At 75.9% G+C, this 15,051-nt stretch carries 17 protein-coding genes; 7 read left to right on the forward strand and 10 right to left on the reverse strand.

Translation table 11 applies throughout. From position 1 onward, the window contains the following. Nucleotides 1-24: 24 nt before the first annotated feature. Nucleotides 25-486, forward strand: coding sequence for an SRPBCC family protein (locus CRP29_RS02020; RefSeq protein WP_097193388.1), 462 nt, complete (start codon nucleotides 25-27; stop codon nucleotides 484-486). Here the strand turns inward: CRP29_RS02020 and CRP29_RS02025 are convergent. From CRP29_RS02025 to sigE, 4 genes are all read right to left on the reverse strand, one after another. Next, a complete protein-coding gene (locus tag CRP29_RS02025; protein ID WP_097193389.1) occupies nucleotides 483-848 on the reverse strand; it encodes a twin-arginine translocase TatA/TatE family subunit in 366 nt (121 codons plus the stop codon). The two genes, CRP29_RS02020 and CRP29_RS02025, sit on opposite strands and share 4 nt — an antisense overlap. A 56-nt stretch (nucleotides 849-904) precedes the next feature. After that, nucleotides 905-2,386, reverse strand: coding sequence for a S1C family serine protease (locus CRP29_RS02030; protein ID WP_245852309.1), 1,482 nt, complete (start codon nucleotides 2,384-2,386; stop codon nucleotides 905-907). Between the two features lie 98 nt (nucleotides 2,387-2,484). Continuing rightward, nucleotides 2,485-3,048: an anti-sigma factor family protein gene (locus CRP29_RS23490; protein ID WP_176522841.1), complete on the reverse strand. Its 564-nt coding sequence runs from the start codon at nucleotides 3,046-3,048 to the stop codon at nucleotides 2,485-2,487. A gap of 2 nt (nucleotides 3,049-3,050) precedes the next feature. After that, nucleotides 3,051-3,638 (reverse strand): RNA polymerase sigma factor SigE, encoded by a 588-nt coding sequence (gene sigE / locus CRP29_RS02040; RefSeq protein ID WP_097194035.1) that lies wholly within the window; start codon nucleotides 3,636-3,638, stop codon nucleotides 3,051-3,053. Nucleotides 3,639-3,850: 212 nt separating this feature from the next. Between sigE and CRP29_RS02045 the strand changes: the two genes are divergently transcribed. Continuing rightward, nucleotides 3,851-4,507 (forward strand): O-methyltransferase, encoded by a 657-nt coding sequence (locus CRP29_RS02045; protein WP_097193391.1) that lies wholly within the window; start codon nucleotides 3,851-3,853, stop codon nucleotides 4,505-4,507. Between the two features lies 1 nt (nucleotide 4,508). Here the strand turns inward: CRP29_RS02045 and CRP29_RS02050 are convergent, their stop codons facing one another. After that, nucleotides 4,509-5,036 (reverse strand): 2'-5' RNA ligase family protein, encoded by a 528-nt coding sequence (locus CRP29_RS02050; protein WP_097193392.1) that lies wholly within the window; start codon nucleotides 5,034-5,036, stop codon nucleotides 4,509-4,511. Next, nucleotides 5,017-6,237 carry a glucose-1-phosphate adenylyltransferase gene (gene glgC / locus CRP29_RS02055; RefSeq protein WP_097193393.1) on the reverse strand — a complete coding sequence of 407 codons (1,221 nt, stop codon included), beginning with the start codon at nucleotides 6,235-6,237 and terminating at the stop codon, nucleotides 5,017-5,019. Before glgC ends, CRP29_RS02050 begins: the two co-directional genes overlap by 20 nt. A gap of 91 nt (nucleotides 6,238-6,328) precedes the next feature. Between glgC and glgA the strand changes: the two genes are divergently transcribed. From glgA to CRP29_RS02075, 4 genes are all read left to right on the forward strand, one after another. After that, nucleotides 6,329-7,516: a glycogen synthase gene (glgA, locus tag CRP29_RS02060; RefSeq protein WP_097193394.1), complete on the forward strand. Its 1,188-nt coding sequence runs from the start codon at nucleotides 6,329-6,331 to the stop codon at nucleotides 7,514-7,516. Between the two features lie 225 nt (nucleotides 7,517-7,741). Next, a complete protein-coding gene (locus CRP29_RS02065) occupies nucleotides 7,742-8,722 on the forward strand; it encodes an ABC transporter substrate-binding protein (RefSeq protein WP_097193395.1) in 981 nt (326 codons plus the stop codon). 14 nt (nucleotides 8,723-8,736) lie between these two features. Next, on the forward strand, nucleotides 8,737-9,834 hold the full coding sequence (locus CRP29_RS02070) for a FecCD family ABC transporter permease (protein ID WP_245852312.1): 1,098 nt from the start codon (nucleotides 8,737-8,739) through the stop codon (nucleotides 9,832-9,834). After that, nucleotides 9,831-10,625, forward strand: a complete 795-nt coding sequence (locus CRP29_RS02075) for an ABC transporter ATP-binding protein (protein ID WP_097194037.1) — start codon at nucleotides 9,831-9,833, stop codon at nucleotides 10,623-10,625. Before CRP29_RS02070 ends, CRP29_RS02075 begins: the two co-directional genes overlap by 4 nt. A gap of 4 nt (nucleotides 10,626-10,629) precedes the next feature. Here CRP29_RS02075 and CRP29_RS02080 read toward each other — a convergent pair whose 3' ends face one another. Genes CRP29_RS02080 through CRP29_RS02090 form a run of 3 tightly spaced genes read right to left on the reverse strand, consistent with a single transcriptional unit; the run spans nucleotide 10,630 to nucleotide 13,124 of the window. Next, complete coding sequence (locus CRP29_RS02080) at nucleotides 10,630-11,604, reverse strand: patatin-like phospholipase family protein (protein WP_097193396.1); 975 nt, start codon at nucleotides 11,602-11,604, stop codon at nucleotides 10,630-10,632. Nucleotides 11,605-11,650: 46 nt separating this feature from the next. Beyond that, entirely contained in the window at nucleotides 11,651-12,502 is an 852-nt protein-coding gene (locus tag CRP29_RS02085) for a 5-oxoprolinase subunit C family protein (protein WP_097193397.1), read from the reverse strand. 1 nt (nucleotide 12,503) lies between these two features. Then, a complete protein-coding gene (locus CRP29_RS02090) occupies nucleotides 12,504-13,124 on the reverse strand; it encodes a 5-oxoprolinase subunit B family protein (protein ID WP_097193398.1) in 621 nt (206 codons plus the stop codon). A gap of 53 nt (nucleotides 13,125-13,177) precedes the next feature. Here CRP29_RS02090 and CRP29_RS02095 point away from each other — a divergent pair, with 53 nt between their 5' ends. Beyond that, nucleotides 13,178-14,269: a hypothetical protein gene (locus CRP29_RS02095; protein ID WP_097193399.1), complete on the forward strand. Its 1,092-nt coding sequence runs from the start codon at nucleotides 13,178-13,180 to the stop codon at nucleotides 14,267-14,269. A 4-nt stretch (nucleotides 14,270-14,273) separates the two neighbouring features. On the opposite strand, the gene CRP29_RS02100 is transcribed toward CRP29_RS02095, so the two are convergent. After that, on the reverse strand, nucleotides 14,274-15,038 hold the full coding sequence (locus CRP29_RS02100; protein ID WP_097193400.1) for a LamB/YcsF family protein: 765 nt from the start codon (nucleotides 15,036-15,038) through the stop codon (nucleotides 14,274-14,276). Nucleotides 15,039-15,051: the final 13 nt, after the last annotated feature.

The following is a 15,051-nucleotide window of genomic DNA, read 5'->3' on the forward strand; positions in this document are numbered from 1 at the left end:
AACTCATGCCCTAACGTCGGCGGGGTGACCGACACGCTGATCTCCGAGAGCATCACCGTCGACGCCCCGCCGGACGTCGTCTTCGCGATCCTCGCCGACCCCCGCCAGCACTCCCGCATCGACGGCTCCGGCTCGGTCGGCGCGGTGATCAGCGCGCCCGAGCGGCTCACCGCGACCGGTCAGACCTTCACCGTGCGGATGAAGCTGTTCGGCGTCCCCTATGTGATCCGCAACCGGGTGGTCGAGTTCGAGGCCGGCCGGCAGATCGCCTGGCGGCACTTCACCGCCAACCGCTGGCGCTACCAGCTCGCGCCCACCGCCGACGGCGGCACGACGGTCACCGAGACCTTCGACGCCTCCCGGGCCGACCGGGTCACCACCGCCCTCGTGCCCGCGGCGAAGTTCCCGGAGCGCAACCGCGCCGGCATCCTCGGCACGCTGCAGCGGCTCAAGGTCGCGGCCGAGAAGGACGCCGCGAACCTCTAGGTCGCGTCGGGGTCGAAGGGGGGCGGGACGGCGCGGTCCCGCGGCCGGGCCGCCCTCGGACCGGCGGCGGCAGCGGAGGCCGCGGTGCTCCCGCTCCGCGCCACCGGCTCGTCGTCCTCGAAGAGCTGGCTGCGGATGAACGTGCGCGGGTGGTACTTGCGCAGGTCGAGGTCGCGCAGCTCCGGCAGGTCGTCGCCCAGGGTCTCGTTGACCTGGGCGCGCACTCCGGTGATCGCGGTGCGCGCCTTCTTCAGCCCGGCGGCGGCGTCCTTGGCCAGGTGCGGCAGGCGCTCGGGCCCGAAGATGAACAGGGCGGCGAGCGCCAGGACGATGATCTCGCCCCAGCCGATCGAGTCGAACACCGCCGCTCTCCGTTCCTCCGGCCCGCACCGCGCGCCGTCCCCAGGGTAGGCGGCGGTCAGGCGGCGTCGAGCGTCGCCCGGAGCTCCTGCGAGCTGCCGCCGCGCACGACCTCGACGGTGATCTCCTCACCGGGGTCGTGCCGGTCGACGGCGACGACCAGTTCCTCGGAGCTCCCGACGGGGTCGCCGTCCACCGCGATGATGACGTCCTGCTCCCGCAGGCCGGCCTCGGCACCGGCGCTGCCCGGCTCGACGTTGAGCACCAGGGCGCCGTCGCGGGTGCCGTCGGTGACCGAGCGGGCGTTCACGCCGAGCGAGGAGTGCACCGCGCTGCCGGTGGAGATGAGCTGCTCGGCGATGTCGCGCACCGTGTCGATCGGGATGGCGAAGCCCAGGCCGATCGAGCCGCCGGTGGTGCCGTTGCCCCCGAGCGAGGCGATCGCGGTGTTGATGCCGACGAGCGCGCCCGTGGTGTCGACCAGCGCGCCACCGGAGTTGCCCGGGTTGATCGGGGCGTCGGTCTGCACGGCGCTGATGACGGCGTTGGTGTCGCTGCCCTCCCCGCCGAGGCGCACCGGCCGCTCGAGGGCGCTGACGATGCCGCTGGTGACCGTGCCGGCCAGCCCGAGCGGCGAGCCGATGGCGACCACCGGGTCGCCGACGACGACGCTCTCCGACGTCCCGAGCGCGGCCGTCACGAGACCGGGCTTCTCCACCTTGATGACGGCGAGGTCGCTGGCCGGGTCGCGGCCGACGATCCGCGCCTCCGAGCCGCTGCCGTCGGAGAACACCGCGCGGATCTCGGCGCCCTCGACGTCGTCGGCGCCGGAGACGACGTGGTTGTTGGTGACGATGTAGCCCTCGTCGCCGTCGATCACCACGCCGGAGCCGGTGGCGCCGCCCTGGCCGACGCGCACTTCGATCGACACGACCGCGGGCATCACCTCGGCGGCGATGGCCGAGACGGAGCCCGGCTCGCGGGTGATGCCGGGATCGACCTGGGTCAGCGTCGTGTCGGGCGAGAGCAGCGGCGACTCGGGCGTGGCGCGGGTCAGGAACCAGCCGACGCCGCCGCCCACGGCTCCGACGAGCAGGACGGCCAGCAGGATCAGGGCCGAGAGCCGCACGGAGACGTCGGCCAGCCGGACCTTCCTGCGTCCCTTGGGGTCGACGACGATCGGGCCGGCCTGCTCCGCGGCCTCGTCCGGGTAGACCGCGGGCGCGCCGAGACCGGCAGGCGCGTAGGGGTCGCGCCACGGGTCGCTGCGCGCATCGGACTTCCACCACGGCCCGGCGGCGGTGCGCCGACGTCCCGGTCGGCCGGACGGGGGCTCCTGCAGTCCGCGCCCGCCCGTCGTGCCCGGCCCGAAGGCGCGGATCAGTGCCTCGGGGGGCGGCGGCGGAACCGGGCGGGCCGGCATCCGGGGGCGGTCGTCGGAGAAGCTGCCGGGCACGCTCTCGGGGCGACCGAAGGCGGTCTGCTGCCCGGCACCGGGCTCCGGCGCGACCGCGCGGCGCGGCGCGAGCCGGTCGGGCACCTCGCCGAACGGTCCGTCGGCGCCGGACGGCCGGGCGAACGCCCCGTCATCGGGGGGCGAGGCGTCGGCCGGTGGAGTGCCGCGGTCGTCGGGACCGGTCAGGGGGTGCCGCCCGGCTCACCGAGCGGGGCGGTCGCCCCGGTGTTCAGCGTGCGCACCACCGGCGGGACGACGTCCGTGTGCTCGCGGACGGCGGAGTCGGCCACGCTCCCGGGAGCGACCGGGACGTCGGGCGGCAGGTTGAGCGCCAGCGCGGTGACCCCGGCGCCGAGGCCGGCGAGGGTGCCCACCAGCCCGCGTCGCAGCCAGCGGGCGTGGTCGGGCCGGTGCGGGCGCTCCTGGGGCGAGAGGTCGACCTCCCAGGCGGCGCCGTCGCGCACGGTGAACCGGCCGGCGTCCGCGCCGAGCGACAGCGGACCGCCGCCGGAGCCGGGCACCTCGGCGGTGAAGGGGATGGCGCACAGCCGTGACATCAGGTCGCCGGGCACGGCCACCTCCTGCGAGCCGTGCAGGGCGTCCTTGGCCTCGCGCTGCGCCTGGACCGCCATCCGGCACTGCAGGCAGCCGGCCAGGTGCCGGGCCGCGCGCGCGGCGGGGCCCGCGGTCAGCTCGCCGTCGACGAGGGCCGCGATCGCCTCCTGGGCCAGGTGGCTCTCCGGCATGCTCACCGCGCTCCACCCCCGCCCAGGACGACGTCGTCCTCGGGAATCACGCGGCCGGGGGCCAGGTGGGCCAGGGCCTGCCGGAGCTGCACGCGGCCGCGGTGGATGCGGCTGCGCACGGTGCCGAGCTTGATGCCCAGCGTCGCCGCGATCTCCTCGTAGGTCAGCCCCTCGATGTCGCAGAGGACGACGGCGACGCGGAACTCGGGCGAGAGCGCGTCGAGGGCCGCCTGGATCTGCGGGTCGAGGTGCGTGTCGGCGTAGACCTGCTCCGGGCTGGGTGCGCGGCCGGGCAGGCGCTCGGTGTCCTCGGGGAGGGCGTCGAACCGGATCCGCTGCCGGCGCCGCACCATGTCGAGGAACAGGTTGGTCGTGATGCGGTGCAGCCAGCCCTCGAAGGTGCCGGGCGAGAAGTCGGCGAGCGAGCGGAAGACCCGGACGAACGTCTCCTGCGTCAGGTCCTCGGCGTCCTGCGGATTGCCGGAGAGGCGGTAGGCCAGCCGGTAGACGCGGGCCGAGTGCTCGCGCACGACCTGCTCCCAGGTGGGCGCGACCCAGGTCTCGACCTCGGGACGGCTCGGCTCGGACACGGCGCCAGTATCCCCGATGACGGCCCCGGCGACCGGATCGGCGTCGGAGGGTCGGGTGGACACGGGTCGCGTAAGGGCCACGTCCGGTCCAACGGGCGGGGCCGAGGGCGGTGTTCCCCTGCGTCACTCTTGCCAGTGAACTCACAGGCCGGCGTCGTTCCGGGGCGTCCCGAGGGCGGTCGCGCGCCCGCGGCCACTACCCTCGGCCGGTGATGAGCGCCCACCCACCGCCGCCGGGGAGCGGCTCGGAGGGCGCCGCCTACGCCGACCGCTACGCCGCCGAGACGCCCGAGATGACCGCCGCGCGCGACCGCGCCGCCCGCCTGCCGGGCCCACCGCCGGTCGAGCCCGCCGTCGGCGCCGTGCTCGCGGTGCTCGCCGCCGGTGTGGAGGCGCGCTCGGTGGTCTCGATCGGCAGCGGCGGCGGGCTGGCCGGTCTGTGGCTGCTGCGCGGCATGCGACCCGACGGCGTGCTCACCGCCCTGGACGGCGACCCCGAGCAGCTCCGTGCCGCGCGGGCCGCCTTCGCCGGCGCCGGGGTGCCGTCGGGCCGGACCCGGCTGATCTTCGGCACCCCCGCCGAGGTGCTGCCCCGGCTCTCCCCCGGCGCCTACGACATGGTGGTCTGCGCCGGCCCCCCGCGGGAGTACGCGGCCCAGCTGACCGGGCTGCTCGACCTGGTGCGGGTCGGCGGGACGCTGACCTGCCACGGTCTGCTGGCCGACGGGCGGATCGCCGACCGCACCGCCCGCGACCCGCAGACCGTCGCCTGGCGGGAGATCGCCCGCGGCATCCGCGAGGACGAGGCCCTGACCTCCGCGGTCCTGCCCATCGGCGAGGGCCTGCTCGTGGCGACCAAGCGGAGCTGACTCAGCGGAACGGGTGCTCGCTCACCGCGGCCCACGGCCCGCCGAGGTAGCGCCACAGCCCCAGGCCGCGGGCGCGGACGGTCTCCGGCACGAACTCCGCGGCCAGCCGCTCGTGCAGAGCACGAGCCACCGCCGGGTCGACCTTGTTCTGCACGGTGACGTGCGGGGCGTGCCGCTGCCGGTCCTGCGGGGTGAGCCAGGGAGCCCACCCGGACGCCAGCCCGTCGCGCAGCCGGGCCGCCTCCGCGGACTCCAGCACGTAGGCGACGCCGCGGCCGAGGAAGCGCACGCCGGTCACCGCGACGTCGAAGGCCGTCCGGGCCGCGGCCGCGGCGAGGTCGGCCCGGACGGCGTCGAGGTGCTCGCCCGGCAGCGCGTGGAACAGCGTCACGTGCGCGGCGAGGTGGTTGCGCTCGGCCGGGAAGTGCCGGGCGCGAAGGCGGTCGAAGCGGTCCTGCGCCGCGTCGTCCAGCAGCAGCGTGACGACCAGCGGCGCCGGCGGCGCCGGATCAGCCGATGGCGCGGGCACCCTTGCCCAGCACGGTCACGCCGCCGGCGCTGACGGGGTAGCGCTGCCGGTCGAGCTCGGGATCCACCCCGATGCGTGCGCCCGGCGGCACGATCACGTTCTTGTCCAGGATCGCCCGGCGCACGACCGCGCCCTCGCCGATGACCACGCCGTCCATGACGACGCTGCCCTCGACCCGCGCGCCCCGCTCCACCCGGACTCCGGGCGAGATCACCGAGTTGTGCACGGCTCCGCCGCCGATGATCGCGCCGGCGCTGACCATCGACTCCTCCGCCCGGCCGCCCAGCACGAACTTCGCCGGGGGCAGCTGCGGCGGCAGCGTGTAGATCGGCCAGCGGTCGTTGTAGAGGTTGAACACCGGGGTGACCGAGACCAGGTCCATGTGCGCGTCGTAGTAGGAGTCGATGGTCCCGACGTCGCGCCAGTAACCGTGGTCGCGCTCGGTGGCGCCGGGCACGACGTTGGTGGAGAAGTCGTAGACCCACGCCTCACCCGCGGCCGCGAGCATCGGCATGATCGAGCCGCCCATGTCGTGCACGGAGTCCTCGTCGGCGGCGTCGGTGCGCAGCGCCTCGAGCAGGGCGTCGGTGGTGAAGACGTAGTTGCCCATGGAGGCGAAGCTCTCCTCGGGCGAGTCCGGCAGGCCGGGCGGGTCCGCCGGCTTCTCTAGGAAGCCGCGCACCTTGCCGTCGGCCGCCGCGTCGATGACGCCGAACTCGGTGGCCTCGCGGCGCGGCACGCGCAGCCCCGCGATGGTCACCCCCGCACCGGTCTGCAGGTGCTGGTCGATCATCTGCCGCGGGTCCATGCGGTACACGTGGTCGGCCCCGAAGACGACGACGATGTCCGGCCGCTCGTCGTAGATCAGGTTGAGGCTCTGGAAGATCGCGTCGGCGCTGCCGGTGTACCAGCGCGGGCCGAGCCGCTGCTGCGCCGGCATCGGGGCGACGTAGCCGCCGAGCAGCTGGGACATCCGCCACGTGGTGGTGATGTGCCGGTCGAGGCTGTGGCTCTTGTACTGGGTCAGGACGGCGATCTGCCGGATGTCGCCGTTGACCAGGTTGGAGAGCACGAAGTCGATGAGGCGGTAGTTGCCGCCGAAGGGCACCGCCGGCTTCGCGCGGTCCTGGGTGAGCGGCGCCAGCCGCTTCCCCTCACCGCCCGCCAGGACGATGCCGAGAACCCGAGGACCGCCACGCATGTCCGCAACGTAACCCCCCTCCGCCGTGGACACTCCTCGACGAGCCCGACACCACCCCACAGGGGGCATGCCGTCCTTCTAGGGTGACCGCGTGCGCATCGGCATCGTGACCCGTGAGTGGCCGCCGGACGTCTACGGGGGCGCCGGCGTGCACGTCGAGCACCTCGTCGCCGCGATGCGCGCCCTCCCGGCCGGATCCGGGGCTGCGGACCTCGACGTCGACGTGCACTGCTTCGGCGGCCCGCGGGACGACGCCACCGCGCACGCCGTCCCCGAGGGGCTGCGCGGGGCCAACGGCGCGCTGCAGGCCCTGGGGGTCGACGTCCAGATCGCCGCCGCGCTCGCCGACGCCGACCTGGTGCACAGCCACACCTGGTACGCCAACGGCGCGGGGATGCTTGCGGCCCTGGTGCACGGCGCCCCGCACGTCGTCACCGCGCACTCCCTCGAGCCGCGACGCCCCTGGAAGGCCGAGCAGCTCGGGGGCGGGTACCGGCTCTCCTCCTGGGTGGAGCGCAGCGCGTACCTGGCCGCCGACGCGGTGATCGCCGTCAGCCACGGCATGCGCACCGACGTCCTCGACGCCTATCCCGAGCTGGACCCGGCCCGCGTGCACGTCGTCGGCAACGGCGTGGACGCCGAGGCCTACCGCCCGGTCGACGCGCCGGACACCGTCCGGTCGCTGGGCGTGGACCCCGACCGCCCGTACGCGTTGTTCGTCGGCCGGATCACCCGGCAGAAGGGCCTCGTGCACCTGCTCGCCGCGGCCGAGCAGCTGCCGCCCGACGTCGGCCTCGTGCTGTGCGCCGGCGCCGCCGACACCCCCGCCGAGCGCCAGCAGGTGGCCGATGCCGTCGCCGCGCTGCAGGCCCGCCGCGAGGGCGTGGTGTGGATCGAGTCGATGCTGCCGCGCGAGCAGCTCGTGCCGCTCATCTCCGGCGCGACGGTGTTCGTCGTCCCGTCGGTGTACGAGCCGCTGGGCATCGTGAACCTCGAGGCGGCGGCCTGCGGCACCGCCGTCGTCGCCAGCGCCGTGGGCGGCATCCCGGAGGTGGTCGACGACGGCCGCACCGGCCTGCTGGTCCCCTACGACGAGGACGATCCCGCCGCCTTCGCCGCCGGGCTCGCGGCGCGGATGACCGAGTTGCTCCGCGATCCGGACCGCGCGGCGCGGATGGGTGTGGCCGGCCGGGAGCGGGTGCTCGCCGAGTTCGGCTGGCCGGCGATCGCCCGGCAGACCCTCGCCGTCTACTCGTCCGTTCTCGCCGGCCGGTCGTAAGCGCCGCGCTGGTACCTTTCCCCCGCCGGCCAGTGCGCCGGTGGCACAGCAGCAGCGAAGTCCGGTGCGAACCCGGCGCTGTCCCGCAACTGTGGTGGTCACCCCGGTGACCCGAGCCAGATCGCCTGCTCTGCGCCATGCAACCGACCCTCGCGGCAGGGGTCGCGCATCGGGCGTCGGGTCAGCTCGGGAGCGACGCTCGCCGCCTCCCCTGGAGGCTGTTCCTTGTCCGGTCCCACCCCCCGCGCGGCGCGGTCGACGTCGCGCGCACGACGGCGGTCCACCCCCGCCGCCCTGCTGGCGCTCCTCGTGGCGCTGCTGCTGACCCTCACCGCCTGCGGCGGCTCGTCCGACGACGACGACTCCGCCGCGTCCTCGGAGTCCGCGTCCGCCGACTTCCCGGTCACCGTCACCGCGGACAACGGTGAGGTGACCCTCGACGAGCGGCCCGAGGCCATCGTCTCCATGTCCGCCACCGCCACCGAGATGCTCTTCGCGATCGGCGCCGGCGACCAGGTCGAGGCCGTCGACGACACCTCGACCTACCCGGCCGAGGCGCCGATCACCGACCTCTCCTCGTTCACCCCGAACGCCGAGGCGATCGTCGGCTACTCCCCCGACCTGGTGGTGCTCAGCGACGACCTCAACGGCATCGCCGACGCGCTGGAGAGCCTCGACGTCCCGGTGCTCCTGCTCGGCGCGGCAGAGGACCTCGACGACACCTACGCGCAGATGGAGCTCCTCGGCGAGGCCACCGGCCACGCCGACGAGGCCGCGGGTGCCGTGGCCGACGTCCGCAGCCGCATCGACGCCGCGGTGGCGTCGGTCCCCGCCGACGTGGCCGGCCAGCGCGTCTACCACGAGCTCGACCCGAGCTTCTACTCCGCGGACAGCTCGACGTTCATCGGCAGCATCTACACGCTGTTCGGCCTGGAAAACGTCGCCGACGGGGCGCCCGACCCCAGCGGCGGCTACCCCCAGCTGTCGGCCGAGTACCTCGTCGAGCAGGCACCGGACATCATCGTCCTGGCCGACACCAAGTGCTGCGGCGAGAGCGCCGAGACGGTCGCCCAGCGGCCGGCCTTCGACGCCGTCCCCGCGGTGCTGAACGGCCGCGTCGTCGAGGCCGACGACGACACCGCGTCCCGCTGGGGGCCGCGCATCGCGGACTTCGCCGAGACCGTCGCCGGGGCCCTGCAGGGCTGAGGACGGCTTCCCCCGTGAGCACCCTCACCCACCGCACCCGGTCCGGCCGCACGACGGCCGGGCCGGGCGCGGTGCGTCCCCGGCGGCCGGCCGCGCTGGTGTACGGCGCAGCCGTCGCCGGCCTGCTGGCCGCCGTGCTCGCCGGGATCTGGGTGGGCGCGGTGCCGCTCCCCCCGGGGCAGGTCGTCCTGACCCTGCTCGACCGGGCGCTGGAGCCGTTCGGTGTCTCCGTCGACGGCGGGCTCGAGGGCACCCAGGCCGCCGTGCTGCTGCAGCTGCGGCTGCCGCGCGTGGTGCTCGCCGTCCTCGTCGGGGCGGCGCTGGCGATCGCCGGGGCCGGCTACCAGGGCGTGTTCCGCAACCCGCTCGCCGATCCCTACCTGCTCGGGGCGGCAGCCGGCGCAGGGCTCGGCGCGACCCTCACCATCGCCTACGCCCCGGCGCAGTCCCTCGGACCGGTGGGCATCGTCCCGCTGGCCGCCTTCGCCGGTGCGCTGGTCGGCGTCGGCTGCGCCCTGGCGCTGGGCACCGTGGCCGGTGGTTCGCACAGCCCCACGCTGCTGCTGGCCGGCATCGCCGTCGCGGCCTTCCTGTCCGCGGCGCAGAGCCTCGTGCAGCAGCAGAACACCGACGACCTGCGCGAGATCTACGGCTGGATGATCGGCCAGCTCGGCAGCTCCCACTGGTCCGACATCGCCCTGGTGCTCCCCTACCTCGCCGTCTCCTGCGCGGTCCTGCTGTTCTGCGGCCGCGCGCTCGACGTGCTCTCCGTCGGCGACGACGAGGCCAGCTCGCTCGGCGTCCACCCCGGCCGACTGCGGCTGTTGGTCATCGTCGCCGCCTCGCTCGCCACCGCCTCGGCCGTCTCCGTGAGCGGTCTCATCGGCTTCGTCGGCCTCGTCGTCCCGCACGTGGTGCGCCGGCTGGCCGGCGGCTCCTACACCCGCGTCCTGCCGCTGTCCCTGCTCGTCGGCGGCGCCTTCCTCGTGGTCGCCGACCTGGTCGCGCGGGTCGTCCTGGCGCCCGCGGAGCTCCCGATCGGCGTGGTCACCGCGTTCGTGGGCGCCCCGTTCTTCGCCGTGCTCCTGTGGGCGGGGGCGCGGCGCCGGTGACCGGGCAGCCGCCGCCCGTCCACGGGGCACGGGTCGAGGTCGTCGGGCTGGGCGCCTCCTACGGCCGCACCCGCGTGCTCGACTCGGTGCGCTTCACCGTCGGGCCCGGCGGCTGGCTGGCCGTCATCGGACCGAACGGCTCGGGCAAGTCGACGCTGCTGCGCTCGGTGCTCGGCCTGCAGCGGCACGAGGGTCAGGTGCGCATCGACGGCGTCCCGACCACCGGCCTGCCGCGCCGCGAGCGCGCCCGCCTGCTCGCCTACGCCCCGCAGCTGCCGGTGCTCCCCGAGGGCATCAGCACCCTGGAGTACGTCACCCTCGGCCGCACGCCGCACCGCCCGCTGCTCGCGGCCCCCCGCCGGGTCGACCGGGAGGTCGTCGCCGACGTCATGGCGCGGCTGGAGCTCGAGTCGCTGGCCGACCGGCTCGTGGTCACCCTCTCCGGCGGCGAGCAGCAGCGCGCCGTCCTGGCGCGAGCCCTGGCCCAGCGGCCGCGGGTGCTGTTCCTCGACGAGCCCACCGCTGCCCTGGACCTCGGCCACGCGCAGCAGGTGCTCGACCTGCTCGACGGGCTGCGCCGGCAGGACGGGCTCACCGTCGTGACCACGCTGCACGACCTCACCCTCGCCGGCCAGTACGCCGACCGGCTCACCCTGCTCGCGGGCGGCCGGGTCGTCGCGGAGGGCACCCCCGCGCAGGTGCTCACGCCGGAGATCCTGTCCGTGCACTACGGCGCCCGCGCGCACGTCGTCTCCGGCCCCGACGGGCCGGCCGTCCTGCCGGTCCGGTGACGCGCTAGCGACCGCCCGCCGCGGTCCGGATCAGCTCGCCGACGCCGGGCCGTGCGGCGTGCGCCCCCGCCGCCAGGAAGGACTGCTGGATCACCTCGTCCAGGCGGTGCCGCGCCATCATGTCGTCGCCCATCACCTCCTGCTCCGCAGCACCCGGAGCGAAGACCACGGTGCGGATGCCGGCCGCCTCGAGCGCCTGCACCTCCCGGCGCAGCAGTCGGGCGGAGTGCCTGCGGGCGGCTGCGTAGACGCTGAGCGAGGCTCCGGCGGGCCCGCTCATCGGGGAGACGACGATGGCGAGGTCGAGCTCGGAGCCGCGCAGCAGCGCCGCGTTCGTGGGCGAGTGCACGCCGCCGTCGACGTAGGTGTGCCCGTCGATGTGGACCGGCGCGAAGTAGCCGGGCACGGCGCAGGACGCCGCGACGGCCAGGTGGATCGGCGGGGTGGGCGAGCCGGGACGGCCGAAGACGACCCGGCGTCCGTCGTGCCGGTGCACGGCGCAGATCCACAGCGGGGCCTGGGGCCAGCCCGGCTGCTCCAGCTCTCGGAGCGCGGCGAGCTGCTCGCCGATGTCCCGTCGTCCGGGCGCCACCAGGGCCATGGCGGCCGCCAGGGGCCGGAACCGCCACGGCCGGGTGACGGCCCGGTGCACCATGCCCATCGCGGGCAGCCGCAGGGGTCGGCGGAGCAGCTCCGTCGGCCGGAACGGGGCCAGGTCGGGGACCTCGGTGTCGGCGATCTGGCGCAGCACGTCCCCGTCGCCGGAGAGCGGGGCCTTCACCGTCCACGCGGCGAGGTCCTCGGCTCTGACCCCGAGCCGCAACAGCGTGCCGGTGATGGCGCCGGCGGAGGTACCGACGATCAGGTCGGCCGACCGGGGGTCGAAGCCGAGGTCGTGCTCGAGCACGGCCAGGACACCCGCGTGGTACGCCTGCCCGACCACGCCGCCGGCGCCCAGGACCAGGCCGACGCGCGTCATGCGACCAGTCTCCCCCGTGCGGCGGCACGCGGCAGCAGGCATCGGTTCAACGGACGGCCCGGAACCGCACGCCGTCCCCCGGCCGGAGCTGGGCGGCCAGCGGGAGGTCGGCGGTGACGACGACGGCGAGCACCGGGTAGCCGCCGGTCACCGGGTGGTCGGCGAGGAAGAGCACCGGGGCGCCGTCGGGCGGCACCTGCAGCGCGCCCGGCACCAGCCCCTCGCTGGGCAGCTCACCGGCGCGGGCGCGGGCCAGGTGCGGACCGGCCAGCCGGAGCCCGACCCGGTCGCTGTCGTTCCCGACCTGCCACTCCTGCGCGGTCAGCGCACGCCAGGCCGCGTCGACCAGCCAGTCGCGGCGCGGCCCGGGCAGCACGCGGAGCACCGGCCGGTCCGACGGGGCGCCGACGGGGGCGACGTCGACGAACGGTTCCTCCCCCGCCAGCTCGCCGACCGGCAGCAGGGTGCCGGCCGCCAGCGGGGGCGGGCCGAGGCCGGAGAGGGTGTCGGTGCTCCGCGAGCCGAGCACCGGTGGGACGCCGATCCCGCCGCGGACGGCGAGGTAGCTGCGCAGCCCGCGGCGCGGCGGTCCGAGGGCGAGCACCGCGCCGGGGCGCAGGGTCGTGGGCGCCGAGAAGGGCGCCGGCCGGCCGTCGATCTCCACCGGAGCCGGCGCACCCGTCACCGCGACCAGCACCGTGCGGCCGGCGCGGAGCCGCAGTCCGCCCGCGGTCACCTCCAGCACCGCCGCCTCCGGCCGGTTGCCGACCAGCCGGTTGGCCAGGGCAGCGGAGACGCCGTCCGCCGCACCGGAGCGGGTCACCCCGATCCCGGCGTGCCCGGGGCGGCCCCGGTCCTGCACGGTGGTGAGCGGCCCCGGCGCGAGCACGGTGAGCACGTCAGCCCACCCCGCGGAAGCGGACCCGCGCGCCCGGCGCCAGCAGGGCCGGCGGCTCGCGGTCGACGTCGAAGAGGACGGCGTCGGTCCGGCCGACCAGCTGCCAGCCGCCGGGCGAGGCACGCGGGTAGACGCCGGCGTAGGGGCCGGCCAGCGCCACCGACCCGGCCGGCACCCGCGTGCGCGGCGTCGTCCGGCGGGGCACCTGCAACTCGGCGGGGAGCCCGGTGAGGTAGCCGAAACCGGGGGCGAAGCCGCTGAAGGCGACGGTGAACTCGACCTCGGTCAGCGCCACCACGAGGTCGGGCACGGCCCGGCCCAGGAGCCCGGCGACCTCGGCGAGGTCGGGACCGTCCCACACGACGGGCAGGGTGACCGGAGCGGCGGTGGCCTCCGGCCCGGCGGCGGCCGCCGGCAGCCGGCGCAGGGTCGCGATGTCCAGATCGGTCGGCGGCCGGTCCAGCAGGACCAGGACGGTGGACGCGGCCGGCACGAGCTCGCGCTGCCCCGGCAGCGGCCCGGCCTCCAGGGCGCGGCGGACGCCGGCCACCGCGCTCGCGTCCTCGACCTCGACCAGCAGGGCGCGGTCCCCGTACGGCAGCACCCGGACGCCGGTTCCCATCCCCTCCACCGGATCATGATGGCCGACTTCCCGAGCAGCAGGAGGAACCCGGAGTGGCACAGGCAGCACCGCCGGTCGTCGTCGTCGGCCTGGTCGCCGCACCGGGCGCGGCCGCCGCGCTCGCGGCCGGCCTGTGCGACGAGCTCGCCACGGAGCTGACCGCGCAGCACCCGGAGGTCACCTGGCGCGTGCGGTCGGTCGAGGACGGCCTGGTCCGCCCACCCGCCGACGACGCCGAGCTGGTCGCCGCGACCCGGGCACGGCTGCTGCGGGAGGACTGGGATCTCGCGGTGTGCCTGACCGACGTGCCGCTGGAGCGTGCCCGTCGCCCCGTCGTCGGGCACGCCAGCCCGGTGCACCAGGTCGCGATCCTCTCCCTCCCCGCGCTGGGTGCGGTGAACCGGCGGCGGCGGGCGCTGCAGACCACGGTCGGCCTGGTCCAGGCCCTCGCCGGGGACGGCGAACCGGACGACGCCGAGGACCGCGCGCTGATCGGCCGCCGGCTGCGGCAGCTCGCCGTCGACCCGGCCGAGTCCACCGAGGGCGTGCGGTTCACCGCCCGGGTGCTCACCGGGAACCTCTCGATGCTGGTCGGGATGGTGCGCGCCAACCGGCCCTGGCGGCTGGCCATCCGCCTCTCCCGCGCCCTGACCGCCGCGATCGCGGCCGGCGTCTTCGCGCTCATCACGCCGGACATCTGGCGGCTGGCCGACGTCTTCGGCTCGGTGCGGCTCTCCGTCGTGGCGGTCGGTTCGGTCGTGGCGACGGCGGTCACCCTCGTCGTGGGCGCCGAGCTGTGGGAGCGCGCCCGGTCGCGGCGGGTGCGCAAGCAGGTCGCCCTGTTCAACCTGGCGACGGCGGCCACCGTGGTCATCGGCGTCCTGTCGCTGTACGCCGCGCTGTTCGTCCTCGCACTGCTCGGCGCGCTGCTGCTGGTGATCGACCCGCTGTTCACCGAGGCGCTCGGCCATCCCGCCGGCCTCACCGACCACCTCGAACTGGCCTGGCTGATCAGCTCGCTGGCCACGGTGGGCGGCGCGCTGGGCGCCGGCCTGGAGACCGACGAGGCAGTCCGGGAGGCGGCCTACACCTACCGCCCCGGCGGCGCGGACGCCGAACCAGCCGAGGCCCCGGCGGCCGGCTGAGGACTCAGCTCGTGAACGGGGCGGGGATCACGCCGGCCTGCCGCAGCGCCGTCCGGACCGCCCGGGCGAGGTCGACTGCTCCCGGGGTGTCCCCGTGCACGCAGATCGAGGCGACGTCGGCGCGGACCGTGCTGCCGTCGACGGCGAGCACCGTGCCCTCGACGGCCATCCGCAGGGCGCGGGCCGCCACCTCGGCCGGGTCGTGCACCAGCGCACCGGGCTCCCCGCGGGGCACCAGCCCGCCGTCCGGGGTGTAGCCGCGGTCGGCGAACCCCTCCGGCACCGGGCGCAGACCGGCCGCCTCCGCCGCCCGCAGCAGCGCCGATCCGGGCAGCCCGAGCACGGGCAGCGACGGGTCGTGCGCGACGACGGCGGCGACGACGGCCCGCGCCTGCGCCTCGTGCGCGACGGTCGCGTTGTACAGCGCGCCGTGCGGCTTCACGTAGCGGACCCGACCGCCTTCCGCCCTGGCGATCCCGTCCAGCGCGGCCAGCTGGTAGAGCACGTCGGCGGCCAGCTCGGCGGGCTCGACGTCGATGAACCGGCGGCCGAACCCGGTCAGGTCGCGGTAGGAGACCTGCGCGCCGACCGCGACGCCGGCGGCCGCGGCGCCGGCGCAGACACGGCGCATCGTGCTCGGGTCGCCGGCGTGGAAGCCGCAGGCCACGTTGGCGCTGGTCACGACCTGCAGGAGGGCGTCGTCGTCGCCCAGCCGCCAGATGCCGAAACCCTCGCCGAGGTCGGCGTTGAGGTCGACGGTGCTGCTCACCGGCGCAGTGTCG

This window comes from Blastococcus aggregatus, assembly GCF_900221005.1.
In the GTDB taxonomy this organism is placed as follows: domain Bacteria; phylum Actinomycetota; class Actinomycetes; order Mycobacteriales; family Geodermatophilaceae; genus Blastococcus; species Blastococcus aggregatus.

Bases quoted from the DNA above. Each gene is read 5' to 3' on its own strand.
- CRP29_RS02045 (WP_097193391.1), top strand. From the start codon at position 3,851: ATGAGCGCCCACCCACCGCCGCCGGGGAGCGGCTCGGAGGGCGCCGCC.
- CRP29_RS02080 (WP_097193396.1), bottom strand. From the start codon at position 11,604: ATGACGCGCGTCGGCCTGGTCCTGGGCGCCGGCGGCGTGGTCGGGCAG.
- CRP29_RS23490 (WP_176522841.1), bottom strand. From the start codon at position 3,048: ATGCCGGAGAGCCACCTGGCCCAGGAGGCGATCGCGGCCCTCGTCGAC.
- glgC (WP_097193393.1), bottom strand. From the start codon at position 6,237: ATGCGTGGCGGTCCTCGGGTTCTCGGCATCGTCCTGGCGGGCGGTGAG.
- CRP29_RS02090 (WP_097193398.1), bottom strand. From the start codon at position 13,124: ATGGGAACCGGCGTCCGGGTGCTGCCGTACGGGGACCGCGCCCTGCTG.